General features: G+C 74.8%; 25 protein-coding genes. 11 read left to right on the top strand and 14 right to left on the bottom strand.

Annotated elements, in window-relative coordinates:
- Positions 1-27 precede the first annotated feature (27 nt).
- From IEW03_RS00005 to IEW03_RS00025, 5 genes are all read right to left on the bottom strand, one after another.
- Positions 28-546 (bottom strand): hypothetical protein, encoded by a 519-nt coding sequence (locus tag IEW03_RS00005; RefSeq protein ID WP_188521605.1) that lies wholly within the window; start codon positions 544-546, stop codon positions 28-30.
- Positions 543-1,094 carry an RNA polymerase sigma factor gene (locus IEW03_RS00010; RefSeq protein ID WP_268236072.1) on the bottom strand — a complete coding sequence of 184 codons (552 nt, stop codon included), beginning with the start codon at positions 1,092-1,094 and terminating at the stop codon, positions 543-545. The genes IEW03_RS00005 and IEW03_RS00010 overlap by 4 nt, the downstream gene beginning before the upstream one ends.
- Positions 1,095-1,263: 169 nt before the next feature.
- The gene (locus tag IEW03_RS00015; protein ID WP_188521607.1) at positions 1,264-1,986 is read right to left on the bottom strand and encodes an ABC transporter permease; all 723 of its coding nucleotides are present in this window, start codon (positions 1,984-1,986) and stop codon (positions 1,264-1,266) included.
- Positions 1,983-2,777 (bottom strand): ABC transporter ATP-binding protein, encoded by a 795-nt coding sequence (locus IEW03_RS00020; RefSeq protein ID WP_188521608.1) that lies wholly within the window; start codon positions 2,775-2,777, stop codon positions 1,983-1,985. The genes IEW03_RS00015 and IEW03_RS00020 overlap by 4 nt, the downstream gene beginning before the upstream one ends.
- Before the next feature lie 53 nt (positions 2,778-2,830).
- Complete coding sequence (locus IEW03_RS00025) at positions 2,831-3,454, bottom strand: TetR/AcrR family transcriptional regulator (RefSeq protein ID WP_188521609.1); 624 nt, start codon at positions 3,452-3,454, stop codon at positions 2,831-2,833.
- A 170-nt stretch (positions 3,455-3,624) separates the two neighbouring features.
- On the opposite strand from IEW03_RS00025, the gene IEW03_RS00030 reads away from it, so the two are divergent.
- The 3 genes from IEW03_RS00030 to IEW03_RS00040 are packed head-to-tail and all read left to right on the top strand — an operon-like array spanning position 3,625 to position 7,021.
- Positions 3,625-4,971 carry an MFS transporter gene (locus IEW03_RS00030; protein ID WP_188521610.1) on the top strand — a complete coding sequence of 449 codons (1,347 nt, stop codon included), beginning with the start codon at positions 3,625-3,627 and terminating at the stop codon, positions 4,969-4,971.
- Positions 4,968-5,801 (top strand): ChbG/HpnK family deacetylase, encoded by an 834-nt coding sequence (locus tag IEW03_RS00035; protein ID WP_188521611.1) that lies wholly within the window; start codon positions 4,968-4,970, stop codon positions 5,799-5,801. The genes IEW03_RS00030 and IEW03_RS00035 overlap by 4 nt, the downstream gene beginning before the upstream one ends.
- Entirely contained in the window at positions 5,798-7,021 is a 1,224-nt protein-coding gene (locus IEW03_RS00040) for a CehA/McbA family metallohydrolase (protein WP_188521612.1), read from the top strand. The genes IEW03_RS00035 and IEW03_RS00040 overlap by 4 nt, the downstream gene beginning before the upstream one ends.
- Positions 7,022-7,046: 25 nt before the next feature.
- Here IEW03_RS00040 and proC read toward each other — a convergent pair whose 3' ends face one another.
- Positions 7,047-7,847, bottom strand: coding sequence for a pyrroline-5-carboxylate reductase (gene proC / locus IEW03_RS00045; protein ID WP_188521983.1), 801 nt, complete (start codon positions 7,845-7,847; stop codon positions 7,047-7,049).
- A 112-nt stretch (positions 7,848-7,959) separates the two neighbouring features.
- Positions 7,960-8,613 carry a hypothetical protein gene (locus IEW03_RS00050; protein ID WP_188521613.1) on the bottom strand — a complete coding sequence of 218 codons (654 nt, stop codon included), beginning with the start codon at positions 8,611-8,613 and terminating at the stop codon, positions 7,960-7,962.
- A gap of 88 nt (positions 8,614-8,701) precedes the next feature.
- On the opposite strand from IEW03_RS00050, the gene radA reads away from it, so the two are divergent.
- Together radA and disA are read left to right on the top strand one after the other, a co-directional pair.
- Positions 8,702-10,150 (top strand): DNA repair protein RadA, encoded by a 1,449-nt coding sequence (gene radA, locus IEW03_RS00055; RefSeq protein ID WP_188521614.1) that lies wholly within the window; start codon positions 8,702-8,704, stop codon positions 10,148-10,150.
- Positions 10,113-11,243, top strand: coding sequence for a DNA integrity scanning diadenylate cyclase DisA (gene disA / locus IEW03_RS00060; RefSeq protein ID WP_229737271.1), 1,131 nt, complete (start codon positions 10,113-10,115; stop codon positions 11,241-11,243). The genes radA and disA overlap by 38 nt, the downstream gene beginning before the upstream one ends.
- Before the next feature lie 78 nt (positions 11,244-11,321).
- On the opposite strand, the gene IEW03_RS00065 is transcribed toward disA, so the two are convergent.
- Entirely contained in the window at positions 11,322-12,059 is a 738-nt protein-coding gene (locus tag IEW03_RS00065) for a hypothetical protein (RefSeq protein ID WP_188521616.1), read from the bottom strand.
- Between the two features lie 647 nt (positions 12,060-12,706).
- Here IEW03_RS00065 and IEW03_RS20270 point away from each other — a divergent pair.
- On the top strand, positions 12,707-13,621 hold the full coding sequence (locus IEW03_RS20270) for an iron-sulfur binding domain-containing protein (RefSeq protein ID WP_371870578.1): 915 nt from the start codon (positions 12,707-12,709) through the stop codon (positions 13,619-13,621).
- Between the two features lie 38 nt (positions 13,622-13,659).
- Here IEW03_RS20270 and IEW03_RS00075 read toward each other — a convergent pair whose 3' ends face one another.
- Positions 13,660-14,241, bottom strand: coding sequence for an amino-acid N-acetyltransferase (locus tag IEW03_RS00075; protein WP_268236071.1), 582 nt, complete (start codon positions 14,239-14,241; stop codon positions 13,660-13,662).
- Positions 14,242-14,323: 82 nt separating this feature from the next.
- Entirely contained in the window at positions 14,324-15,277 is a 954-nt protein-coding gene (locus IEW03_RS00080) for a sugar-binding transcriptional regulator (protein ID WP_188521618.1), read from the bottom strand.
- Positions 15,278-15,379: 102 nt separating this feature from the next.
- On the opposite strand from IEW03_RS00080, the gene IEW03_RS00085 reads away from it, so the two are divergent.
- From IEW03_RS00085 to glpK, 3 genes are all read left to right on the top strand, one after another.
- Positions 15,380-17,125, top strand: a complete 1,746-nt coding sequence (locus IEW03_RS00085) for a glycerol-3-phosphate dehydrogenase/oxidase (protein ID WP_188521619.1) — start codon at positions 15,380-15,382, stop codon at positions 17,123-17,125.
- Between the two features lie 124 nt (positions 17,126-17,249).
- The gene (locus tag IEW03_RS00090; RefSeq protein WP_188521620.1) at positions 17,250-18,011 is read left to right on the top strand and encodes an MIP/aquaporin family protein; all 762 of its coding nucleotides are present in this window, start codon (positions 17,250-17,252) and stop codon (positions 18,009-18,011) included.
- A 42-nt stretch (positions 18,012-18,053) separates the two neighbouring features.
- Positions 18,054-19,568 carry a glycerol kinase GlpK gene (glpK, locus tag IEW03_RS00095; protein WP_188521621.1) on the top strand — a complete coding sequence of 505 codons (1,515 nt, stop codon included), beginning with the start codon at positions 18,054-18,056 and terminating at the stop codon, positions 19,566-19,568.
- A gap of 196 nt (positions 19,569-19,764) precedes the next feature.
- Here the strand turns inward: glpK and IEW03_RS00100 are convergent, their stop codons facing one another.
- From IEW03_RS00100 to IEW03_RS00110, 3 genes are read right to left on the bottom strand one after another with little or no spacing between them, the layout of a single operon-like run.
- Positions 19,765-20,631, bottom strand: a complete 867-nt coding sequence (locus tag IEW03_RS00100) for an EamA family transporter (protein WP_188521622.1) — start codon at positions 20,629-20,631, stop codon at positions 19,765-19,767.
- A 56-nt stretch (positions 20,632-20,687) separates the two neighbouring features.
- A complete protein-coding gene (locus tag IEW03_RS00105; protein ID WP_188521623.1) occupies positions 20,688-21,320 on the bottom strand; it encodes a TetR/AcrR family transcriptional regulator in 633 nt (210 codons plus the stop codon).
- Positions 21,304-22,050 (bottom strand): YqeB family protein, encoded by a 747-nt coding sequence (locus IEW03_RS00110; RefSeq protein ID WP_188521624.1) that lies wholly within the window; start codon positions 22,048-22,050, stop codon positions 21,304-21,306. The genes IEW03_RS00105 and IEW03_RS00110 overlap by 17 nt, the downstream gene beginning before the upstream one ends.
- Positions 22,051-22,106: 56 nt before the next feature.
- Between IEW03_RS00110 and IEW03_RS00115 the strand changes: the two genes are divergently transcribed.
- On the top strand, positions 22,107-23,435 hold the full coding sequence (locus IEW03_RS00115; protein ID WP_229737272.1) for an alpha/beta fold hydrolase: 1,329 nt from the start codon (positions 22,107-22,109) through the stop codon (positions 23,433-23,435).
- A gap of 91 nt (positions 23,436-23,526) precedes the next feature.
- Entirely contained in the window at positions 23,527-23,934 is a 408-nt protein-coding gene (locus IEW03_RS00120; RefSeq protein WP_188521625.1) for an immunity protein CdiI family protein, read from the top strand.
- Between the two features lies 1 nt (position 23,935).
- On the opposite strand, the gene IEW03_RS00125 is transcribed toward IEW03_RS00120, so the two are convergent.
- Complete coding sequence (locus IEW03_RS00125) at positions 23,936-24,316, bottom strand: YybH family protein (protein WP_188521626.1); 381 nt, start codon at positions 24,314-24,316, stop codon at positions 23,936-23,938.
- Positions 24,317-24,442: the final 126 nt, after the last annotated feature.

Consider the following 24,442-nt stretch of genomic DNA (forward strand, 5'->3'; position numbering starts at 1 on the left):
GGGACCTCGACCCATCTCCCGACCCGGTCACGGCACCGCTGCTACACCCTCAGATCGGATGAGCCCCGTTGATCCGAGCCCTCCGGTCCCTGCCTCGTCGACGAGGCAGTCGAACACCTCCTCGCCGTCGGTGCGCAGGAGGAAGCGGAAGACGCCGCGTCGCTCGGCCAGCATCGTGGTCGCCCCCGGAGCCGACGTGCTGTCGCACTCGGCTTCGGCCTCGGCGAGAGCCGTACCCGTCAGCACTGCAGGAGTGGAGGTCCACGACGCGAAGGCGTCCTGGTGATCCAGCCATGGGGTCGTGAGCCCGGCTCCCGCAATGAGCAGTCCACCGACGGCCGCCCCGGCGAAGACCCGGCGGCGCACGACAGAGTGCCCCTGACGGTGCACCCGAGCAGGGCGCCAGGCATCCCGACCGTCCTGGGCCCCACTGCTCATGACCCATTCCCGCGCGCTCCTCAGCTCCGCGGGAGGTTCGAACGAGGGTGCGTACGCAGCGACGGCCTCGAGGGGGTCCGCGCGGCGTGCTGGGGTCGTGCGGTTCATCGTGCGCTCCTCGGAGTCGCGGGGCCCTCGGCAATGGCAGGGACGGCGGTGGCGGTCGGCGGCGTGCGCCGCGCACGGTCCGTCGAGGTCTCGTCGTCGAGCTCACGACGGAGCTGACGCCGCGCCCTGGAGAGCCGCATCTTGAACGCGGCGGGGCTTGTACCGAGGACGTGGGCGGCGCCGGCGGCGTCCAGTCCGTCCCAGGCGACGAGCAGCACCGCCTCGCGGTGCTGCGGCGACAGCCGCCCGAGCGCTGCGAGGACGTGGTCGCGCTCGGGGACCACGTTCCCTGGCGCTGGTGACGCAGCCGCGAGGTGCCCGACGCGGGCCAGCTGGCTCTCCATCGCCCGGCGCCGGCTCGTCGCACGCCGCGTGTTCGAGATCGTGTTCCGGGCTACGACGAGAAGCCACGGCAGCGCCTCGTCGGGCACCTCGTCGATGCGCCGCCACGCGACGAGGAACGTCTCGGACACGACGTCGTGCGCGGTGTGCGCGTCGACGTGCCGGCACACATACCGGTGCACCCGGCCGAGGTACTCGTCCCACAGCGCGACGAAGCGTGGGACGCCGCCGCGGCGTCGGACAAGCTCTCGCCGGGACCTTCCTGGATGCTCTCCACACCCCTTCATGTCCGCGGAGCGCCGAAGGTAACCGATTCGACGACCCCGATGCCCGCACGCGTGCCGCGCGATCGGCGCGCAGCAGACCCGCCGCCCGTCAGGCGGTGCGGCGGCGCAGCGTCGCGACACCCAGCACGACGGCGCCGACGATGAACAGCGCGATGACGCCGACGGCGCCAGCGACCTCGGACCACCCGCCCCCGGCCGCCAGCTCCTGCATGGCCTCGACGGCGTAGGTCAGCGGGAAGACGCGCGAGAGCCACTCGAGGACCTCGGGCATCTGGTCGCGGGGCATGAGGAGCCCGCAGGTGATGAGCTGCGGGAAGATGATCGCCGGCATCATCTGCACCGCCTGGAACTCGCTGCGGGCCAGGGCGGAGGCCGCCAGCCCGAGGCAGCAGCCCAGCACGGCGTCGAGCATCGCCACCACCACGACGAGCCACAGCGGCCCGAGCACGTCCATCCCGACGGCGAGGGCGAAGCCCACCACGACCACCGACTGCAGCAGGGCGAGGGCCGCGAACGCCAGGGCGTAGCCGGCCACGAAGTCGCCCTTGCCCAGCGGGGTGGTCATGAGCCGCTCGAGGGTGCCGGACTGCCGCTCGCGCAGCGTCGCGACGCTCGTCACGAGGAACATGACGATCAGCGGGAACAGCCCCACGAGCATCGGCCCGAACTGGTCGAGCACGGGCGTGCCGTCGAACATCCACGCGATGAGCCCGAGCAGCAGGCACGGCAGCACGAGGATCAGGGCCACGGTGCGGCGGTCGAAGCGCAGCTGCGCGACCACCCGGCTCGCGGTGGTGGTGGTGAGCGTCATCGCGAGCCCTCCGGCGTCTGGGTGTCGGGCTGGGTGTCGGGCTGGGCGTCGGGCTGGGCGTCGGGCTGCCGCTCGACGAGCGCGAGGAACGCGCGCTCGGCGTCGAGCGCACCGGTGGTCTCCAGGAGCTCGGCGGGCGTCGTGTCGGCCACCAGCACGCCCTCGCGGAGCAGGAGCAGCCGGTCGCACTGGACGGCCTCGTCCATGACGTGGCTGGAGACCAGCAGGGTGCGCCCCTCGCCGGCGAGGCGGCGGAACATCGCCCACAGGTCGCGTCGCAGCACGGGATCGAGGCCGACGGTGGGCTCGTCGAGCACCAGCAGCTCGGGGTCGCCCACGAGCGCGGCCGCCAGCGACACCCGGGAGCGTTCGCCGCCCGAGAGGGTCGCGACGCGCTGCTTCTCGTGACCGCCGAGGTCGACGGCGGCGACGGCGCGCCGGACGGCCGCCTCGGCCCCCGCCCCGGGGAGCCCGGCGAGGCGGGCGAAGTACCGCAGGTTCTGCACGACGGTGAGGTCGGTGTACACCGACGCGGCCTGGGTCACGTAGCCCACGCGGCGGCGCAGCGAGGGCGTGCCGGCGGGCTCGCCGAGCACGGTGAGCTCGCCGGTCACCCGGGCCTGGACACCGACGACGGCGCGCAGCAGCGTCGTCTTGCCGGAGCCGGAGGGCCCGAGCAGGCCGACCACCTGGCCCGTGGGCACCGCGACGTCCATTCCGTCGATGATCGTGCGGCCGCCGCGCTCGACGCGCAGCCGGCGTGCCCGCACCGCGTCACCGTTATTCACCATGTGAGGAATACTGCTCCTCCCGGCCGCCGCACGCAAGGCCTCGAGGCGGCCGGTCAGCCGGGCAGCTCGCCGACGAGGTAGCGCTGCAGCGTGGGGCCGACGAGCGCGGCGACCCGCGCGGGCTCCTGCGACGCCAGCGGCTCCACCGGCACGAGGTAGCGCGTCATCAGCACGCCCGCCATCTGCGACGCGACCAGCGACGACCGCAGGCGCGCGTCCGCGACGTCGAGCCGCCGCACGATCGGCCCGAGGACCGCCGCGCCGAGGAACTGCGGCAGCAGGGCGCGCAGGCCCGGGTCGGAGATCACGGCGGGGACGACAAGGCGGACGGTGTCCCCGGCGTCGGCGTCCCACGCCTCGACGACGGCCCGCACCAGCCGCTCCCCCAGCCGGTCCACCGGGCCGTCGACGACCGCCCGCACGACCACCGACGGGTCGACGTCCGCCATCCCGAGCGACGCGGTGAAGAGCCGTGACTTGTCGGCGAACCAGTGCCGCACCGTGCCCGGGTCGACGCCGGCGCGGCGCGCCACCCCGCGCACCGACGTCGCCTCGTAACCGCGCTCCACGAACTCCGCGCGCGCCGCGTCGAGCACCGCCGCCCGCGTGTCCTGGCCCGCCGGGCGACGGCCGCGGCGGCCGGACGGGGCGGTCGTACTGCGCGCGGCGTCAGGCACAGGGACATCGTGCCAGCACGCCGCCGCCCCCGTGCCCCGCGGCACGACGACGGCACGACGACGGCACGACGACGAGGCGGCTACTGTGTGGCCTGGCACACACGCAGGCGGCCCGCGGAGGCGACGTGAGCACCGAGGCACGAACCCCTCCCTGGCGGTATGCGATCGGCATGCTCGGCACGTCGATCCCCATCAACCTCGTCCGCGGGTCGGTGATTCTCTACTACGTCGACATCCTCGGCCTCGACGTGCGCGCCTACGGCATCGTCATGACCGTCTACGCCGTGATCGACGCGATCGACAACCCCGTCCTCGGCTACCTGTCGGACCGCACGCGCACGCGGTTCGGGCGCCGGCGGCCGTGGCTCGTGGTCGCCGCGCCGCTGCTGGCAGCCAGCATGATCGCGCTGTTCTCCGTGCCCACCGGGCTGGACGGCGTCGGCCTCGTGCTGTGGTTCGCCGTCTTCGCGATCCTGTGCGAGGCGTTCGACTCCGTCCTCAACGCGAACTACGGCGCCCTCCTGCCCGAGCTGTTCCCGGTGGAGAAGAAGCGCGCCGTGGCGAACGGACTGCGGCAGGGGTTCCAGCTCGTCGCGCTCGTGCTCTCCCTCGCGGTCACACCGGTGCTGACGACGAGCGTCTTCGGCACGGAGGAGACGACCGACGGGTTCACGACGACGGCGGCGCTGTACGGGGTCCTCGCGTGCGCGGTCATCCTCTTCATGGCCCTGGGCGTGCGCGAGAACCCGCAGTACGCGACGGACCGGCGGCCGGCCCTGTGGTCCGGGATCCTCGCCATCCTGCGCAACCCGCTGTTCTGGAAGGTCGGCCTCGTCGGCGCCTGCTACGCGGTCGCGATGGGGCTGGTGCTGTCGGGCGTGCAGCTGTACGTGCGGTACTCGCTCGGGCTGCCGGTGGCGAACGCGCTGTTCCTGCAGGCCGTCGTCATCCTCGTCTCGGCCGGCGGGCTCGTGCTGTGGACGCGGGTCGTCGCGCGCCGCGGCGCCCTGTGGACGTGGCGCGTCGCCTACGCCGTGCTCGCGGTGAGCTTCGTCGGGCTGTTCTTCGCGAACGACCTGGTCACGGCCATGGTCGCGGGCGCCGTCGTCGGCCTCGGCTGGTCCGGGATGCTCGCCACCAACGACCTCGTCGTGGCCCGCGTGCTCGACGCCGACGCCGCCGCGCACGGCGAGCACCGCGAGGGGCTGTTCCTGTCCGCGTTCGGGTTCTTCGGGCGCCTCAACGGGGTGCTGATCGGCCTCGCGCTCACCTCGCTCGGCGTGTTCTTCGGCTACAACTCCGGCGCCGACCCGGGCACCGACCCCGGCCTCGCGTTCCGCGTGTACCTGTGCGCCTACCCCTTCGTGCTCACCACCGTCGGGGCGGTGGCGTCGCGGTTCGTCCACGTACCCGCGCCCGAGACCAGCCTCGCCGCCGTGATCGGCGACGACACCCCCGACGACACGACCGACGACGCGGCCGACGACGCGGCCGACGACCAGGGGGCACCGACGTGAGGCGCCTGGTCGTCACCGCCGACGACCTCGGTCGCGACCCCGCCTCGACCGACATCGTCCTCGACCTGGCGGCCGCCGGGCACGTCACGGCGACCACGCTGATCCCCGTCGCCCCGGGAGCGCGCGACGCCGCGCGCCGGGCCCGCGCGGCCGGCGTCGAGCCGCACCTGCACCTCACGCTCACCGGCGAGCGCGGCCTGCCGCCGTGGCGCCCGCTGTCCGGCGGCGCCAGCCTGGCCGGACCGGACGGCGCGCTCCCCGCCGACCCGCACGCGGTGGGCTCCCGCGCGGAGCCCGGCGACGTCGTGGCCGAGCTGGACGCCCAGCTCGCGTGGGCGCACGAGGCGGGCCTGCGCCCCGCCGTCGCCGACTCGCACGCCGGCACGCTGTACGGGCTGCACGGACGGTCGTTCCTCGCCGAGACCCTCGCCTGGTGCGCCCGCCACGGCCTCGCGTTCCGCCTTCCGGCGGACCCCGCCCCGTACCTCGGCGGCCCGCCGCCCGCCCCGCTGGCCGAGGCGCACGCCCGCGCGGTGGCGCTCGCCGGCTCGCTCGGCGTCGCGCTGCCCGCGACCGTCTGGACCAACCGGCGCAGCGCGGCCGACCTCGGGTCGTACGAGACGCTGCGCGCCGACCTCGTCGCCCGCCTGGACGACCTGCCCGAAGGAGTGAGCGAGCTGTTCCTGCACCCCTCGACCACCGGCGCCCCCGGGCTCGACGACGACGCCGGCACCGTCCGCGCCTGGGAGGCGCGGCTGCTGCGCGACCCGGCCTGGCACGCCGCCCTCGACCGGGCGGGCGTCGGGCTCGCGCGGGGGTGGGCGTCGTGACGCGGCTGGTCCGCACGCTGCGCCTCGGCCTCGAGGACCTGCTCGAGTCCGAGCTGCGCACCGTCGCGTTCGAGGTGGCCGGCGAGCCGAGCGTCGAGGTGACCCTCGAGCACGAGCCCGGGGCCGTCGTCGACCTGGGGTTCGAGGGGCCGGCCGGGTGGCGCGGGTGGTCGGGCGGCGCCCGGCGGACCTTCGTCGTCGGCCCCGGCGCCGCGACGCCGGGCTACGTGCCCGGTGCGCTGGAGCGGGGCGAGTGGCACGTCCAGCTCGGCCTGTACCGGCTGCCCGCGGAGCCGATCGAGGTCCGCGTGACGATCGAGCTGCCCGCGTCGTCGGCCGTCCCGCCGGAGCCGCCGGGCGACCCGCGGCCGTCGGCGCCCCGGGCGAGCGCGCGCGGCCTGCCCGCCCGCGACGGCCTCACCTGGTTCGCCGGCGACCTGCACGCGCACTCCACCCACTCGGACGGCGAGCAGTCGCTCGGCGAGCTGGCGGCCCTGGCCGTGGGGAACGGGCTGGACTTCCTCGCGGTCACGGAGCACAACACGGTGTCGCACCACCCGCTGCTCGCCGGCGTGGGGGCGGCGCACGGCATCACGCTGCTGCCAGGCCAGGAGGTCACGACGGCGCGCGGCCACGCCAACGCGTTCGGCGACATCGGCTGGGTGGACTTCCGCGAGCCCCCGGACCGCTGGGTGGCCGGCGTCGCGGAGCGCGGCGGCGTGCTCAGCATCAACCACCCCCTGCAGGAGGAGTGGGCGTGGCAGCACCCGCTGGCCGCGCTGCCGGACGCGCTCGAGCTGTGGCACGTGTCCTGGTTCCAGCAGCCGCGGGCGACGGCGCCCTGGACGCTGCTGTCCCGGTGGCGCGACGACGTGACGCTGCTCGGCGGCAGCGACTACCACCACCCCCGCCACGGGTACCTGCCCGGGGCGCCCGTCACCTGGGTCGCGGCCGAGGAGAACAGCCCCGAGGGGATCCTCGACGGCATCCGTGCCGGCCGGACGACGATCACGCGGCTGCCCACCCCGGACGCGCCCGCGCTGGTGCGCCTCGGCGACGACCTGGCCGCCCTCGCCGCCGACGGGACGGTGCTCGCCGACACCTGCGGCAGGCGGCGGATGATCCACGGCGACCGCGTGGTGCTTCCGGCCGAGCGTGCGGGCCACGGCCCCTACCGCCTGGAGTCCCCCGCCGGCGAGGTGCTGGCCATCACCCGCTGACCCCCGGCCCCAACGAGCGGTGCGGTCAGGCGTGCTCGGAGGCCAGCTCCCGGGAGCGGTCGCGCGCGGCGGCGAGCGCGTCGAGGAACGCGGCGCGCACCCCGCCGTCGTCCAGCTTGCGCAGGGCCGCGACGGTGGTGCCGCCGGGCGACGACACCTTCTCGCGCAGCAGCACGGGGTGCTCGCCCGTCTCGTCGAGCAGCTTCGCCGAGCCGAGCACCGTCTCGACGGCGAGCCGGCGCGCGACGTCACGCGTGAGCCCGAGCAGCACCCCCGCCTCCGCCATCGCGTCGACGACGTAGAAGACGTACGCCGGCCCCGAGCCGGCGAGCGCGCCGAACGCGTCCATGTCCTTCTCCGCGACGCGGAACACGTGCCCGGAGCCGGACAGCACCCGCTCCACCAGGGCGACGTCGTCCTCGCTCGCGGCCGCGCCGCCGACGACGGCGGTGACGCCCGCACCGACGAGCGCCGGCGTGTTCGGCATGGCCCGCACCACCGGCGTCCCGGCCGGCAGCCGCTGCTCGAAGAAGGACAGCGGGAGGCCCGCGGCCACGCTCACCACGACCGCGCCCGGCGCGAGCGCGGTAGCGACCCGGTCCAGCATGGCGCCCACGTCCTTCGGCTTCACGCCGACCACCACGACGTGCGCCCCCGCCACGGCCGCGACGTTGTCGGACGTCGTGCGGACGCCGTAGCGCTCGGCGAGGTGCGCGACACGCTCGTCGCGGCGGGCCGTGGCCACGACGTCCCCGGGCTGGACGCCGGCGGCCAGTGCGCCCGCCAGCACCGCCTCGCCCATGTTCCCCGTGCCGAGGAACGCCATCGTGGTGCCGCTCGTCCGGGCACGGTCCTGCTGGTCAGTCTGCTCGCTCACGGGGACCACGGTACGTCCCCCGCGGCGGGCCCTGGCCACCGCGGGGGACCGAGCGCGGCCGCTACAGGGGGTAGGCGGAGTAGAAGTCGCGCACGAGGTCGGCGGGGCCGGTGGCCTGGACGACGGCGGTGGCGTTGCGCCAGGTGACGACGGCGGTGCCCTCGGCCGAGCCGGGCGTCACGACGTACTCCCCGACGGTCTCCTCCTGCACGGCGACCCCGCCCTCGTCCGTGGGCTCGCCGGCGGCCTTGACCAGGGCGCCGTAGGCCTCGGTCGCGTCGTCGTCGTCCTCCCACTGGCCGGCGTGCACGTCGACGGTCGTGGCGCCCTCGCCCTCGGCGTCCGCGTAGGTGAGGGTCCAGGCCTCGATCGCCCCCGCGTCGTCGACCCAGGCCTTGTCCGGCGCCGCGTCGCTCAGCGCGAGCTGGAGCACCGTGTCGGGCTGCGCCATGAGGAAGGCGGTCTGCTCCTTCGGCCGGCCGCTGGGCTCGATGGTCGGTGTGGGCGGCTCGGCGGTCACGGTGGTCGCGGGCTCCGGCTCCGACCTGGCGAAACCCGGCCAGACGAACGCCGTCAGGAGCACGACCAGCAGGACGAGCAGGCCCGCACCGGACCCCACCACGATGCGGCGGCGCCGGATCACCGCCGCCGACGGGCGGCTCGGGCCGCCGCCGGGGCGGCCCCCGCCGGGTCGCGGGCTGCGCGCGTCGCTCATCCGGGTCCTCCTCGTGGTGCGGTCGGCTCCCGGGCAGCCTAGAGGCCCGGCGGCCCGCTGTCGGTGGCGCGCCCTAGCGTGTCTCGACGTGAGCACCTCGACGGCGTCCCGCACGCGCAACCGCCCGGCCTACCGCTGCACCGAGTGCGGGTGGACCACCCCCAAGTGGGTGGGGCGCTGCGGCGAGTGCCAGGCCTGGGGCACCGTGACCGACGAGGGGCCTGCGTCGTCGGGCCCCCGCACGGTGGCGGCGAGCCCCGCGCGCACGCCCGCCCGGCCCATCTCCGAGATCGACGTGCACTCGGCGCAGGCCGCGCCCACGCAGGTCGACGAGCTCGACCGGGTGCTCGGCGGCGGGCTGGTCCCCGGCGCGGTGGTGCTGCTCGCCGGGGAGCCCGGCGTCGGCAAGTCCACGCTGCTGCTGGAGGTCGCCTCGACGTACGCGCGGGGTGCCGACGGCCGCGACGACCGCACCGTGCTCTACGTGACGGGCGAGGAGTCGGCCGGGCAGGTGCGGCTGCGCGCCGAGCGGGTCGGGGCGCTCGCGCCCACCCTGCTGCTCGCCGCCGAGACCGACCTCGCCACCGTGCTCGGCCACGTCGAGGCCACGGAGCCCGACCTGCTCGTCGTCGACTCGGTGCAGACGATCGCGTCCGGGGAGGTCGACGGCGCGCCCGGCGGGGTGAGCCAGGTGCGCGAGGTCGCCGCAGCGCTCATCAAGGTCGCCAAGGAGCGGCAGGTCCCCGTGCTGCTCGTCGGCCACGTCACCAAGGACGGCACGGTCGCCGGGCCGCGCACCCTGGAGCACCTGGTCGACGTCGTCTGCCAGTTCGAGGGCGACCGCCACTCGCGCCTGCGCATGGTGCGGGCGGTGAAGAACCGGTTCGGGCCGACGGACGAGGTCGGCTGCTTCGAGCTGTCCGAGGCGGGGATCGTCGGCCTGAGCGACCCCAGCGGCCTCTTCCTCTCCCACCTGGGCGCGGGCGTGCCCGGCACCTGCGTGACCGTCACCCTGGAGGGCCGGCGGCCGCTCGCCCTCGAGATCCAGTCGCTCGTCGCGCCGTCGCCGCTGGCCAACCCCCGCCGCACCACCAGCGGGCTCGAGTCCTCCCGGCTGGCGATGATCCTCGCCGTGCTGCACCGGCACGGCGGCCTGCGCCTCGCCGACCAGGACGTGTACGTCTCCACGATCGGCGGCGCGCGGGTCACCGAGCCCGCCGCCGACCTCGCCACCGCGCTCGCTATCGTCTCGGCGCGCACAGGCGAGCCCATGCCCACGGGCACGGTCGCCCTCGGCGAGGTCGGCCTCGCCGGCGACATCCGGCCGGTGACGGGCCTCGACCGGCGCGTCGGCGAGGCCGCGCGGCTGGGATTCGTGCGCGCCGTCGTCCCCGCGGGCGCGGCGGTCAAGGCGCCCGCCGGCATGCAGCTGCTGGAGGCCCGCCACCTCGCCGAGGCGGTCGAGCTGGCCGGTGTCGCCGACCCGCCGGGCCGCGATCATGGACGCTCCCAGGGCGAACGCAGCCGGTCGTCGTAGGATTCGGGTCGTGGCTCCCTCCTCGCACCCCGACGCCCTGCTCCGGGAGACGCTCGCGGCCGTGGCGCCCGGGACCGAGCTCCGCGACGGCCTCGAGCGGATCCTGCGCGGCCGCACCGGCGCCCTCATCGTCCTCGGGCTCGACGACGTGGTCGAGGAGATGTGCTCCGGCGGCTTCGTCCTCGACGTCGAGTTCTCGGCCACCCGGCTGCGCGAGCTGTCCAAGATGGACGGCGCCGTCGTGCTGGACCACGACGCGACCCGCGTGCGGCGCGCCGCCGTCCAGCTCCTGCCCGACCCGACCATCGAGACCAGCGAGTCCGGCACCCGGCACCGCACCGCCGAGCGGGTCGCGAAGCAGACGGGCCTGCCCGTCATCTCCGTGAGCCAGTCCATGCGGATCATCGCGATCTACGTGGGCGCCGGGCGGCACGTGCTCGAGGACCCCGACACGATCCTGGGGCGCGCCAACCAGGCCCTCGCGACGCTCGAGCGCTACCGCTCCCGGCTCGACGAGGTGTCCGGCACGCTTTCCGCCCTCGAGATCGAGGACCTCGTCACCGTGCGCGACGTGTGCTCCGTCGTCCAGCGCCTGGAGATGGTGCGGCGGATCTCCGAGGAGATCGACGGGTACGTGGTGGAGCTCGGCGCCGACGGGCGGCTCCTGGCCCTCCAGCTCGACGAGCTCATCGGCGGCATCGGCGCCGACCGCGACTTCGTGGTGCGCGACTACGTGGAGCTCGAGCGGGCGGGCCGCTCCCTGGGCGGCGTGCAGACCGACCTCGCCTCCCTCGACTCGGCCCAGCTGCTGGACCTCGGCCAGATCGGCCGCGTGCTCGAGCTGCCCGGCGGCGGAGTCGCGCTCGACGCCGCGGTCGCCCCGCACGGCTACCGGCTGCTGGCCAAGGTGCCGCGCCTGCCGGCGGCCATCATCGACCGGCTCGTCGGCCACTTCGGCGGCCTGCAGAAGCTGCTCGCCGCCAGCGTCGACGACCTCATGTCCGTCGACGGCGTCGGCGAGCAGCGGGCGCGCGCCGTCCGCGAGGGCCTGTCCCGGCTGGCGGAGTCCAGCATCCTCGAGCGTTACGTCTGACCCGCACCGTCCCGGCCCTCCGGGCCCGGTCGGTCGCGAACGCGAGCGCCGCGAGCCTGCTCCCTGCCCGTGCGCGGCCTATGCGCCGTCGCCCCCGTCGGTCGTGGCATCGGTCGTAGCCGCGTCGCTCTTCGCAGCGCCGTCCTTCTCGGCGGTGTCCTTCTCGGCGCCGCCCGCCTTTCCGTCGTCGCCCTTCTCCGCGTCCGCCGTGCCCTCAGGACCGTCGCCCTCGGGGCTCGCCGCAGGGTCGGGCTCGGGCTCGGCGACCGTGAAGGTGACGGGCGCGGTCCGGGAGCCGGGCACGTCGGCGAGCTCGGCGCGGGCCTGGTAGGTCCCCGGCTCGAGCGCAGGCTGCTCGCCCTTGCACCCGGGCGCGGACCGCTCCGTGCCCCACCGCACGTCGTGCGGGGCGACGTCCTCCGGCCCCAGCAGCAGCATGGTCTCGCCCTCGGCGCAGTCCGCCGACGACCACACCCGCTCCTTGCCCGACGGGTCGGTGACGGTGACGGTGCGGCTCGCCTCGGACCCGTCGATGAGACACGGGACGCGGCCGGTGTTGGTCACCCGCACCGAGAAGACCTGGGGGTCGCCGAGCGTGACCGCGGGGCTGGCGACGGACAGCCCGACGTCGACGCCGTCGGCGCCGCAGGCCGTGGCGGGCCCGGTGAGGTCGATCGGGTCGGGCGGCGCGGCCTTGTCCGCCGGCAGCCCGGGGTCGGACCCCGGCAGGATCCCCCGGACGGCGTCGACGCCCAGCCCGAGGCCGTACCCGCCCAGCACGCCGACGCCGCACAGCAGCACGACGGTCGCGAGCATGCCGACCAGTCGGCGACGCGCGCGGTCCGTGTCAGCCTGCTGCCGCTTCGTCGGGCGGCGCGGCGCCCGCGCTCCCGACGGAGCGCTGCGCGGTGCGCGGCGCGCCGTACCCGGGGCGACGAGCCCGTTCGTGGTGACCTTCGCGCGCCCGCCGGCGCCGCGGCCGCCCGAGGACGAACGGGCGGATGCCGGACGCGACGCGCCCGACCGTGGAGCGGCCGAACGGGCCGACGTCGCGCGCGACGCAGCCGACTTCGAGGCGCCGGACTTCGAGGCGCCCGACGTCGAACTGGTCTTGCCGCGCGTCGTGCCCGACCGCGGCGCCGGCGAGCCCGCCCTGGACGAGGTCTTCCGTGCGGGCTGGGACGCACCGGATCGCGGCGTCCCGGAACGCGGCTGGCGCGACGACCCGCCACGCGAGGTCCCGGAACCCCGACGCCTGTCGTCCGCAGGTGCCACAGGCCACTCCTCCGTCTCGAACCGTGCCGGCGCCACCGTACGACGCGGGTCGGCGCACGTCGGGGAGCCGCGCCGCCGTCCTCCGCAACGTCGGAGCAGCGTCCCGGCCCGGTCGCCGGTGCCGCACCGCTCCGTCCCTTCTCCCGGTGCTGACGACTCCCGGGCGGGGTGGGCCAGAATGGGGCATCGTGTCGCCCGTCTCCTCCTCCCGTCAGCTCCTGCGCGAGCCCGCCCCGGGCCTCGTCCCGCGCGTGGTCGCGTGGTTCGAGGACGCCGCGCGCGACCTGCCGTGGCGGCACGCGGACCGGACGCCGTGGGGCGTGCTCGTCAGCGAGGTGATGCTGCAGCAGACGCCGGTGGTGCGGGTGGAGCCGGTGTGGCGCGAGTGGCTGCGCCGCTGGCCCGCGCCGGCCGACCTGGCCGCCGCACCGACCGCCGACGTGCTGCGCGCCTGGGGCCGCCTCGGCTACCCGCGCCGTGCGCTGCGCCTGCAGGACTGCGCCCGCGCGATCGTCGAGCGGCACGACGGCACGGTCCCGGACGACGAGGGCGCGCTGCTCGCCCTGCCCGGGATCGGGGAGTACACCGCGGCGGCGGTGCGGGCGTTCGCGTTCGGGCGGCGTTCCGTCGTCGTCGACACCAACGTGCGCCGGGTGCTGGCGCGGACGCTGGGCGGCACCGCGCTCGGCGCGCCCTCCCCCACCGCCGCCGAGCGGTCGCTCGCCGCGGACACCGCGCCCCTCGACGACGCGACGGCCGCCCGGTGGGCCGCCGCGTCGATGGAGCTGGGTGCCGTCGTCTGCACGGCCCGCGCCCCGCGCTGCCACGCCTGCCCGGTGGCGGACCTGTGCGCGTGGCGCGCCGCCGGCCACCCGCCCGACGAGCACGCGCACCGGAGACGCACCCAGGCCTGGCACGGCACCGACCGGCAGGTCCGGGGCCGCGTGATGGCGGCCCTGCGCGCGGCCGACGCGCCCGTGCCCCGCGCGCTGCTCGCCGACTCCGGCCCGGACCCCGTACAGGTGGACCGGTGCCTCGGCGGGCTGGTCGAGGACGGCCTGATCGAGCAGGACGAGGCGGGCCGCTTCCACTTCCCGGCCTGATCCCGCCGATGCCGGCCGTCACGGCCGGCCGGCCTGCGTCAGAGCTCGAGGAGCATGCGCGCGTTGCCCAGCGTGTTGGGCTTCACCCGCGCGAGGTCGAGGAACTCCGCCACGCCGTCGTCGTGCGAGCGCAGCAGCTCGGCGTACACCTCGGCGGTGACGGGCGTCCCGTCGATCTCGCGGAAGCCGTGGGCGGCGAAGAACTCGACCTCGAACGTGAGGCAGAAGACGCGCCGCAGGCCGAGGCCCCGCGCCCGCTCGATCAGCGCGTCGAGCAGGGCGTGCCCCACCCGCCGTCCGCGCCACGCGGGGTCGACGGCGAGCGTGCGCACCTCGGCGAGGTCGTCCCACATCACGTGCAGGGCGCCGCAGCCCACGACCGCGGAGTCGGAGTCTGAGTTGGCGTCGGCGTGGGCGTGGGCGTGGGCGTCGGAGTCGAGCTGCGACCCGGGCGCGGGGCCGGTCGCGACCAGGAATTCCTGCACCGCCTCGTAGTAGCCGACCATCTCCTTGGCCAGCAGGATGCGGCCGCGGGCGTACGGCTCGACCAGCCCGCGCACCGCGCGCATGTCGACGGGCAGGGCGGGGCGGACGGCGAAGGCACCGGGTTCCTCGGGCACGTCGTCACTCTACGAGCGCGCGCAGCGCCGGGCCCGGCCGTCTCGCGACGGTCCACGCCGTGCACGGACGTTCACACGGCCCTCACCGTCCCGCCACGAGCCGCGCGGCCGTGATCTCGTCGATGACGAGGTCCGTGACGACCCCGGCCGCGAGCGCCGCGCGCAGCGGGCCCGTCTTGTTGTCCCCGGCGACGGCGCACAGCCGGCGCGGGATGCGACGCAGCTCGGCGGGCGACGGGCCGGTGGCCCGGGCGTTGAGCGGGATGTCGCGGTAGGTGCCGTCGGGTCGCAGGAAGACCGTGCACACGTCGCCGGCGACGCCCTCGGCGTCCAGGACGGCCACGTCGTCGGGCTCGAGATAGCCGGCGGCGTACACGTGGGACGGCAGCCCGCCGGACAGCGCCCCGACCGAGAAGAGCGCGATGTCGACGCGGGCCTGGACGTCGAGGACGCGGCGGACGGAGCGTTCGCGCCACATGGCCTCGCGGGTTTCGGCGAAGTCGAAGAAGGCCGGCACCGGGAAGTGGTGCACGTGCGCGTCGAACGCCTCCCCGAACCCTGCGATCAGGTCACCTGCATAGCTGATCCCCGAGGTCCGGGTGTTGGCGGCCCCGTTGAGCTGGACGACGGCGGAGCCCCGGGTGGGCTTGTGCGGCAGGTGGTGGGAGATGGCGGCGAGGGTGGTGCCCCAGGCGATGCCGAGCACCATCTCGGAGTCGAACCACCGCGCGAGCAGCCGGGCGGTGGTGAGGGCGACCTGGTCGAGCCGCTCGGCGTCGCCGGCGGAGTCCGGCACGGGCACCACGTAGGCGTCGATGCCGTACCGCTGGGTGATCTCGTGGCCGAGCCCCGGCGATCGGGAGTGCCCGGGCCGGAGCGTGATCTCGACGATGCCGGTGTCCCGGGCCCGCTTGATGAGGCGCGACACGGTGGAGCGGGACGTGCGCAGGTGTCGCGCGATCGTCTCCATCTTCATGTCCTGCAGGTAGTACATGGTCGCGGCCATCACCACGTCGCGTTCCCGGTCGGTCGTCACCGCCCCAGGGTGCCACCGTTCTGCACGTTCGTGCACCTGGCTTGCGCACACGTTCCCCCGATGGTGACCTGGGAGCGTCGTCGTCGAACGGAAGGAACACCGATGGCCTCCACCCGGCTCACGGCCACCGCGCGGGACCAGGCTCTGGCCGCGCTCGAGGGATCCCAGACCGCCAGCTCCGAGCTGGACGTGCTCGTCATCGGTGGTGGCGTCACCGGCGCCGGCATCGCGCTCGACGCCGCCACCCGCGGTCTGTCGACGGCGATCGTGGAGGCGCAGGACTGGGCCTCCGGCACCTCCAGCCGGTCCAGCAAGCTGGTCCACGGCGGGCTGCGCTACCTCCAGATGCTCGACTTCCACCTGGTGCACGAGGCGCTCACCGAGCGCGACCTGCTGCTGAAGAACATCGCGCCGCACCTGGTCAAGCCCGTGCCGTTCCTCTACCCGCTCGAGCACCGGATCTGGGAGCGCGCCTACGTCGGGGCCGGCATCGCCCTGTACGACACGCTCGCCGCGCTCGCCCCCGGCCGCCGCGCGATGCCCCTGCACCGGCACCTGTCGCGCCGGCAGATGAAGACCAAGTTCCCCGACCTCGCGCACGACGCCGCGATCGGCGCCGTGCAGTACTGGGACGCGTCCGTCGACGACGCCCGGCTGGTGACGACCCTCGTGCGCACCGCCGCGAGCTACGGCGCCCACGCCGCGTCGCGCACCCAGGTCGTAGGCCTGACCAAGAGCGCCACCGGCGCCGTCAACGGCGCCGTCGTCGTCGACCTGGAGACCGGGCGCGAGATCACCGTGCGCGCCCGGCACGTCATCAACGCGACCGGCGTGTGGACCGAGGACACCGAGGCGCTCGCCGGCGACGAGGGCGGGCTGCGGGTGCTCGCCTCCAAGGGCATCCACATCGTGGTGCCGCGTGAGCGCATCAAGGGCACGGTCGGCCTGATCCTGCAGACCGAGAAGTCCGTGCTGTTCGTCATCCCGTGGTCGCGGTACTGGATCGTCGGCACCACCGACACGCCCTGGGAGCAGGACCTCACGCACCCGGTCGCGACGTCGGCGGACATCGACTACGTGCTCGACCACGCCAACGCGGTGCTGGCGCACCCGCTGTCGCGGGACGACGTCGTCGGCACGTACGCCGGCCTGCGCCCGCTGCTGCAGCCCGGCACCAAGGAGGGCACCAGCTCGGCGAAGGTCTCGCGCGAGCACACCGTCGCGAGCCCCGCGCCCGGCCTGACCGTCATCGCCGGCGGCAAGCTCACCACCTACCGCGTGATGGCGAAGGACGCGGTCGACTTCGCGATCGGCCAGCGCGCCGCCGCCCTGCCCTCGATCACGGACCAGATCCCCCTGCTCGGCGCGGTCGGCCTCACCGCCGCGCGCCGCCAGGCCCGCGCCTGGGCGCAGCGCTTCGGCTGGACCCCGCCGATGGTGGACCACCTGCTGCACCGGTACGGGTCGTCCCTGCGCGACCTGGTCGAGCTTTGCGAGCAGGACCCGTCCCTCGCCCGCCCGCTGGAGCACGCGCCCGCCTACCTGCGCGCCGAGATCCACTTCGGCGTGAGTCACGAGGGTGCCCTGCACCTCGAGGACCTGCTGCTGCACCGGACGCGGCTCGTCTACGAGGTCTCCGACCGGGGTCGCGCGGCCCTGCCCGAGATCGCCGACGTCGTCGCCCCGCTGCTCGGCTGGGACGACGCCACCCGCCAGGCCGAGATCGACGCCTACGTCGCCCGTGCCGACGCGGAGGACGACGCCGAGCTCCAGACCGACGACGCGACGGCGGAGGCGGCACGCCAGCGTGCCGCCGACGTCGCCGCCATGCAGCCCTTGCGGGGCTGACGCACGGCCGGCTCGGCGCGCTGCCGGGCCGGTAGCCCACCCCCGCCGGGCATCCCGCCCGTCGCGGTCTCTCCGGTTCCCGGAGAGGACAACGAGGTCCTGAGAAGAGAAAGAGAAACCGACGATGGACACATTGCTCATGAATGCGTTCTGGTCCGAGATCATCGGCACCGCGACGCTGATCCTGCTGGGTGCGGGCGTGGTCGCCAACGTGATCCTGCCCAAGACCAAGGGCTTCGACGGCGGCTGGCTCCTGATCAACTTCGGCTGGGGCCTCGGCGTGTTCGCCGGTGTCTTCGCCGCGTACAAGTCCGGGGCGCACCTCAACCCTGCCGTGACGATCGGGCTGTTCTCCGCCGACATGCCGTTCTACTCGGTGACCGGGCCGGGCGGCGCGGTCACCGCCACGATCGAGCCCACGGTCGGCAACATGTTCATGTACTTCGCGGCCGAGATGATCGGCGCGTTCATCGGTGCCGTCCTCGCCTTCCTCGCGTACAAGAAGCACTTCGACCTGGAGGCGCCGGGCGCCACCAAGCTCGCCGTGTTCTCCACCGGCCCGGAGGTGCGCTCGTACACCTGGAACTTCATCACCGAGGTCCTCGCGACCTTCGTCCTGGTGTTCTTCGTCGTGGTCTCCGGCAAGACGCCGTCCGGTCTGGGGCCGCTCGGCGTCGCCCTCATCGTGGTCGCGATCGGCGCCAGCCTCGGTGGCCCCACCGGGTACGCCATCAACCCGGCGCGTGACCTCGGCCCCCGCATCGCCCACGCCATCCTGCCGATCAAGGGCAAGGGCTCCAGCGACTGGTCGTACTCGTGGGTCCCGGTCGCCGGCCCGCTGGTCGGTGGCGTGATCGCCGGCCTCGTCGGCGCCGCCTACTCCTGACCGACACCCCCACCACCCACACCGACGTGAAGGGCAATCCCCATGGCTGACTACGTCCTCGCCATCGACCAGGGCACGACCAGCTCGCGTGCCATCGTCTTCGACCACTCCGGCCGCATCGTCTCGACCGGCCAGCTCGAGCACGAGCAGATCTTCCCCCGGGCCGGGTGGGTCGAGCACAACGCCGAGCAGATCTGGACCAACGTGCGCGAGGTCGTGGGCCTCGCGCTGACCCGCGGAAACCTCTCCCACGAGGACCTCGCCGCGATCGGCATCACCAACCAGCGCGAGACCGCGGTGGTGTGGGACAAGAACACCGGCAAGCCCGTGTACAACGCGATCGTCTGGCAGGACACGCGTACGCAGGCCATCGCCGACGAGCTCGGCGGCTCCGAGGGCCCGGACAAGTACAAGTCGATCGTCGGCCTGCCGCTGGCCACGTACTTCTCCGGTCCCAAGGTGAAGTGGATCCTCGACAACGTCGACGGGGCACGTGAGGCCGCCGAGCGCGGCGACCTCCTCTTCGGCAACACCGACACCTGGGTGCTGTGGAACATGACCGGCGGGCCCGACGGGGGCGTGCACGTCACCGACGTCACCAACGCGTCGCGCACCATGCTCATGGACCTCGACACCCTGAGCTGGCGCGAGGACATCGCCGCCGACATGGGCATCCCGATGTCGATGCTGCCCGAGATCCGCTCATCGTCCGAGGTGTACGGGCAGGGCCGCCCCCGCGGCCTGGTCCCCGGCGTCCCGATCGCCGGCATCCTCGGCGACCAGCAGGCCGCGACGTTCGGCCAGGCCTGCTTCGAGGTCGGCACCGCGAAGAACACCTACGGCACGGGCAACTTCATGCTGCTCAACACGGGCACGGAGAAGGTGGCGAGCAAGAACGGTCTGTTGACGACGGTCTGCTACAAGATCGGCGACCAGGAGGCCCGCTACGCGCTCGAGGGGTCGATCGCCGTCACCGGGTCGCTCATCCAGTGGCTGCGCGACAACCTCGGCATGTTCGAGGACGCCCCCGACGTCGAGTGGCTGGCCCGCAAGGTGGAGGACAACGGCGGCGCCTACTTCGTGCCCGCGTTCTCCGGCCTGTTCGCCCCGTACTGGCGGCCCGACGCACGCGGCGCGCTCGTGGGGCTCACGCGGTACGTCAACCGCAACCACATCGCCCGTGCCTCGCTCGAGGCGGTCGCGTACCAGTCCCGAGAGGTCGCCGACGCCATGCGCCTCGACTCGGGCGTCGAGCTCACCGAGCTCAAGGTGGACGGCGGCATGGTGCAGAACGAGCTGCTCATGCAGTTCCAGGCCGACCAGCTCGGCGTCGACGTCGTCCGCCCCAAGGTCGCGGAGACGACCGCGCTGGGCGCCGCGTACGCCGCCGGCATCGCCGTCGGCTTCTGGAAGGGCGAGGAGGACGTCGTCGCCAACTGGGCCGAGGACAAGCGCTGGACCCCGGTCGTGGCCGAGGACGAGCGCGAGCGGCTCTACCGGTCCTGGAAGAAGGCCGTCACGAAGACCTTCGACTGGGTGGATGCTGACGTGCAGTAGTCCGCTCGCTTGAGCCCGCGGCGGGGAAGGACCTCGTGCGGGCGGCCGCGTTCACGGGCGCCAGGGCGCCCTCCACTTCGGGAAAGATACGGCCGCCCGCACGAGGTCCTTCCCCGCCGCTCTGCGTCCGGCCGACTGCGTGGGTGGGGGGCGGGCGCGACGGCGGCGCCGTGGACCGTTGGTGCGGGCCGGGCGGCTACGCGGCGACGATCAGAGCCGAGGCGGCGAGGGCCAGGGCCAGGCCGAGCACCTGGAGCCGGCCGATCCGTTCGCGCAGGAGGGTGAGGCCCACCAGGACCGGGACCACCGGGTAGAGGGCCGACAGCGTGACAGCGACGGCGACGAGCTCGGTGCGGGCGGCCAGCAGGTAGCAGACCAGGGCGCCCGCCGCGAGGACACCCGACCCGGCCGCGGCGAGCCGCAGGGCCGGCGTCGCGGATGTCGCCAGCGTCGCCGGCGTCGCCTTCACCGTCGCGCGGCGCGCCCCGAGGAGCGCGAGCCCCGCGACGCACACGACCGCCATGACCCGGCCGGCGGCCACCGGCCAGATGCCCGCACCCGGGCCGGCCTGCGCCAGCGCGAGGTACTGGACGCCGATGCCGACGCTCGCGGCCAGACCGTCACGCACCGCGCGCGCGTCCGGCGACGACCCCGACCTCCCCCGGCCCACCAGCCAGAGCGCGGGCAGCGCGAGCAGCACCCCTGCCCAGGTCCACGGCCCCGGCCTCTCGTGGAAGAGGACGGCTGCGGCGACGACGGGCAGGGCGAGGCCGCCGACCGCGCTCACCGGGACCACCAGCGACATCGCACCCCGGCTCATCCCCCGGAACAGCGCGACCATCGCGACGCCGGTGCCGACGCCGGAGAGGCCACCCCACAGCAGGTCGGGCGCCGACGGCGAAGCGCCCGCCACGAACGGCGCGGCGGCGGCCGTGACGACGAGCCCGCCGGCCTGGCCCAGCAGCGCGACGCGGACGAAAGGCATCCGCCGCGAGACGACGCCGCCCACGACGTCCGACACCCCGTACAGGAGCGCCGAGGCGAGCGCGAGCAGGGCGCCCACGATCAGCGGGCGGGCGCCGGGTGGGGACGACGGTCGACGTCGGGCACCACACCTGCCTAGCGGCGGGTCCCGGTGGTCGCATCCGCAGCGGACCCGTGACCGAGGAGGAACACCCGCGCCGTGGCCACCAGGAGGTCGCGTTCCGTGTCGACGGTGAAGGCGTCGTCGACGGAGACGCGCTCGAGGAAGCCCCCGGAGAGCAGGGCGAGCCAGGAGGCGATGCGGGCCGGCGGGAGGTCGGTGCGGACCTCGCCCGTCGCCTGCCCGCGCTCGATCCACGGCAGGAGCAGGTCGCGCTGCGCGCGGTCGTCTGCGGCGAGCGCCGCGGCGACCGTCGGCAGGTGCATGACGCCGGCGACGGCGCGGACGAAGCCCGGGATGCGGGGGTCCGCGGCGTCGTCGGCCCACGAGCCCAGGAGGTCGAGCAGGACGCCGAGCGGGTCGGTGCGGCCCTCCAGGGCCGCCGCCTTCTCCACCGTCTCGGCCGTGCCGAGCTCGAGGATCGCCAGGACGAGCTCCGTCTTGGTGGCGAAGTAGTGGAAGAACGTGCCCGAGCCGATCCCCGCCTCCCGGCAGATCGCGGCCGTCGTCGCGCCCTCGTACCCGCGCTCGGCGAGCACCGTCAGGCCGGCACCGATGATCTGCAGCCGCCGCGCCTCGTGGCGCTCCGGGTCAACCCTGCGTGCCACGGGCGCCCTCCGCGGCACCACCGGTCGCCGGGTCCGGACCGCCCGCGCCGACCCGCCGCACCTGGAGCCGGTCCTCGCGGACGCGCGCGGCGAGGCCGTGCGTCGCGAGCGCGTCGTCGACCTCGGCGACCGCCGCGGCGTCCTTGCGCTCGGCGAGCCGGCGGCGCAGCAGCCCGTGCTCGGCCGCCGAGAACCCCGGCCGCCCGTCCATCCACCGCTCGTAGGCGCCCTCGTGGGGGTCGGCGTCCCGCCACGGCCACCCGTGCGCCTCGAAGGCGGCCCGGATCTCGGCCCGGCGCAGCGTGTCCGCGTCGAGCCGGGCCCACGGTGCCCCGGTCGAGCCGAGGAGCACCAGGTGGCGGCCGTCCCGGAAGACGTCGGTGACGTCGGACCGCTCGATCCACCCCTCATGGTCGTCCGTGCGGTGCTCAAGGTGGTCGTCGGCGACGGTCAGCCGCAGCGACTCCCCGATCGTGGTCAGCGCCAGGAGGACGCCGCCCACCACGCCCAGCCCGCCGAGGATCGGCACGGACCACGCGAGGGGCAGGCCCGCGAGCAGCTCGACCGGTCCGATGCTCGGCAGGGGGCTCCGCTGGAGCAGCCCGTGCAGCCAGCGGGCGAGCGGCGGGAGCAGGTAGCCCAGCCCGACGCCGAGGGCGGCGGTCGCGAGCAGCAGGAGGAGCGGCACCCAGCGGGGCTGGCGCACCTCGGAGGGGGTGAGGGTCGACACGAGGACAATTGTTGGAGCAGATACTCCACTAATGCAACCCGGCCTAGGCTGGGCCGGTGAGCAACGGAACCGTCACCGCGACGCGCGAGTACACGATCCCCGGCGTCCATGTCACCGACCGCACCGTGCAGGTGCCGCTGGACTGGAGCCGGCCCGACGACGGCCGCACCCTGTCGGTGTTCGTGCGCGAGGTCGTCGACCCGACGAAGCGGCGCGAGGACCTGCCGCTCCTCGTCTTCCTGCAGGGCGGCCCGGGCGGCAAGGGGCCCCGGCCCACCGGCCCGGACGGCTGGCTCGGCACCGCGCTGGAGCGGTTCCGCGTGGTGCTGCTGGACCAGCGCGGCACCGGCCGGTCGACGGCGGTGCGCGCGGGCGCGCTGACGGCGCTCGGCGACGGCGCCGCCCAGGCCGACTACCTCGCCCACTTCCGCGCCGACTCGATCGTCGCCGACGCCGAGCACGTGCGGAAGGCCGTCTACGGCGGGCGGCGCTGGTCGACGCTCGGGCAGTCGTACGGCGGTTTCCTCACGCTGACGTACCTCTCCCGGGCTCCCGAGGGCGTGGCGGCGTCGTACGTCACCGGTGGGCTCGTGGGCCTCACCGCGAGCGCCGAGGACGTGTACCGGCGCACCCAGCCGCGCGTCGTCGCCAAGAACGCGCTCTACCGGGAGCGGTACCCGGACGACGTCGAGCAGGTGGCGCGCATCGCCGACCGCATCGCCGCAGGCGACGTGCGGCTGCCGGGCGGCGACCAGCTCACCGTGGAGCGGTTCCAGACCCTCGGCACGGCGTTCGGCATGGGCCCCGGCTTCGAGCGCGTGCACTGGGTCGTCGACGAGGCGTTCGACGACGCGCCCGGCCACGAGGACGAGCTCACCGACACGTTCCTCGCCGAGGTGGAGGCCGCGACCGGTTTCGCCACCAACCCGATGTACGCGGTGCTGCACGAGTCGATCTACGGCCAGTCCGCGTCCGGCGCGACGGCATGGGCCGCGCAGCGGGTGCGCGACGACGCGCCGGCCTTCGCGACGTCGGCCCGCCCGCTGCTCTTCACCGGCGAGATGATCTACCCCTGGATGTTCGAGCAGATCGCCGCGCTGCGCCCGTTCCGCGACGCGGCCGAGGCGCTGGCCGCGCGCACCGACTGGGGCGACCTGTACGACCTCGACGTCCTCGCCGGCAGCGAGGTGCCGATGGAAGCGGCCGTGTACTTCGACGACATGTTCGTCGACGCCGGCGCCTCCCTGGAGACCGCCTCGCACGTCGGCAACGCCCGCGCGTGGGTCACCAACGAGTTCGAGCACGACGGGCTGCGCCTGGGCGACATCTTCCCGCGCCTGCTGGCCCGGATGGACTCCCGCGGCGGCGCCCTCCCCGCGAGGTAGCACCACCGCCCTCCGAGGTGGTGCACGGCCACCGCGATCGAGCGCGAGCCGGCCGGCGACGTGACGGCACAGGCGTGCGACGCTGTCCGCCATGGGGACGAACGACGACCGCGGCAACTACGGCTGGTACGCCTGTGCGCCGCGGACCGGCGAAGTGTTCGTGCCGCGGCGGTCCACGGGCGACGCACCCAGCCCACCGCCACTTGACCGGCACCTCGTGAAGCTGATGAACGACTACAACGCCGACTGGCCGATATGGACGCTCGACCCCGCGGCCGAAGCCGCGGGGGACGCGGCAGTGGACGACGACCTCGCCGCACGGTTGCGGGCATGGGCGGGGGCGTTCAACGAGCACTTCCACCACGAGCACGGCTGGGACGACCCCCGGGTGGCCGCCGCGCACCGCGCGGAGGCCGAGGCGCTGCGCGACGCGCTGGCAGCCGCACTCCCCCGGCCCTGGAAGGTCGAGCTGGACTACTGGGAGTCGGACGGCGCGTGAGTCAGGAAGCCGTCCAGGCCTTGCCGGGCCAGTACGCCCACTCCTCGAAGTCGGCCACGCGCCCGTCGGGGGCGAAGCGCAGCACCCACAGGTCGCGGTACTCCTGCGCCTCGGGCTCGAGGTAGCGCACCTCGAGCCGGACGACGGCGACGTCGCCCTCGACGGCCAGCGGCTCGGCCGTCACGGCGAACGTGGCGCCCTCGTCGACGAGCCAGAACCCGCGGATCGCCGCGTGCCCGTGCAGCTCGTCGGGGTCGTAGGGCGAGCGGGCGTACCGCGCGTCCGGCGTGAACAGGCGCTCGACGGCGCCGTCGTCACCGCTGCGCCACGCGTCCTCGTACGCCGCCACCCACTGCTGCACCGACTCCCGGTCCACCGCCATCCGAGCAGTATGGCGCGCGCCGGGCCGGCACGGCAGGCCGGACGCGGCCTCCGGCTGGGCGGTCGGGAGTCCCGTGTGCCGGACGGTCGGGAACCAGCGGGTACCGTCGTTCGTCGGACGTACCGG

Origin of the sequence: Isoptericola cucumis, from assembly GCF_014635665.1 — a bacterium.
In the GTDB taxonomy this organism is placed as follows: Bacteria; Actinomycetota; Actinomycetes; order Actinomycetales; family Cellulomonadaceae; genus Isoptericola; species Isoptericola cucumis.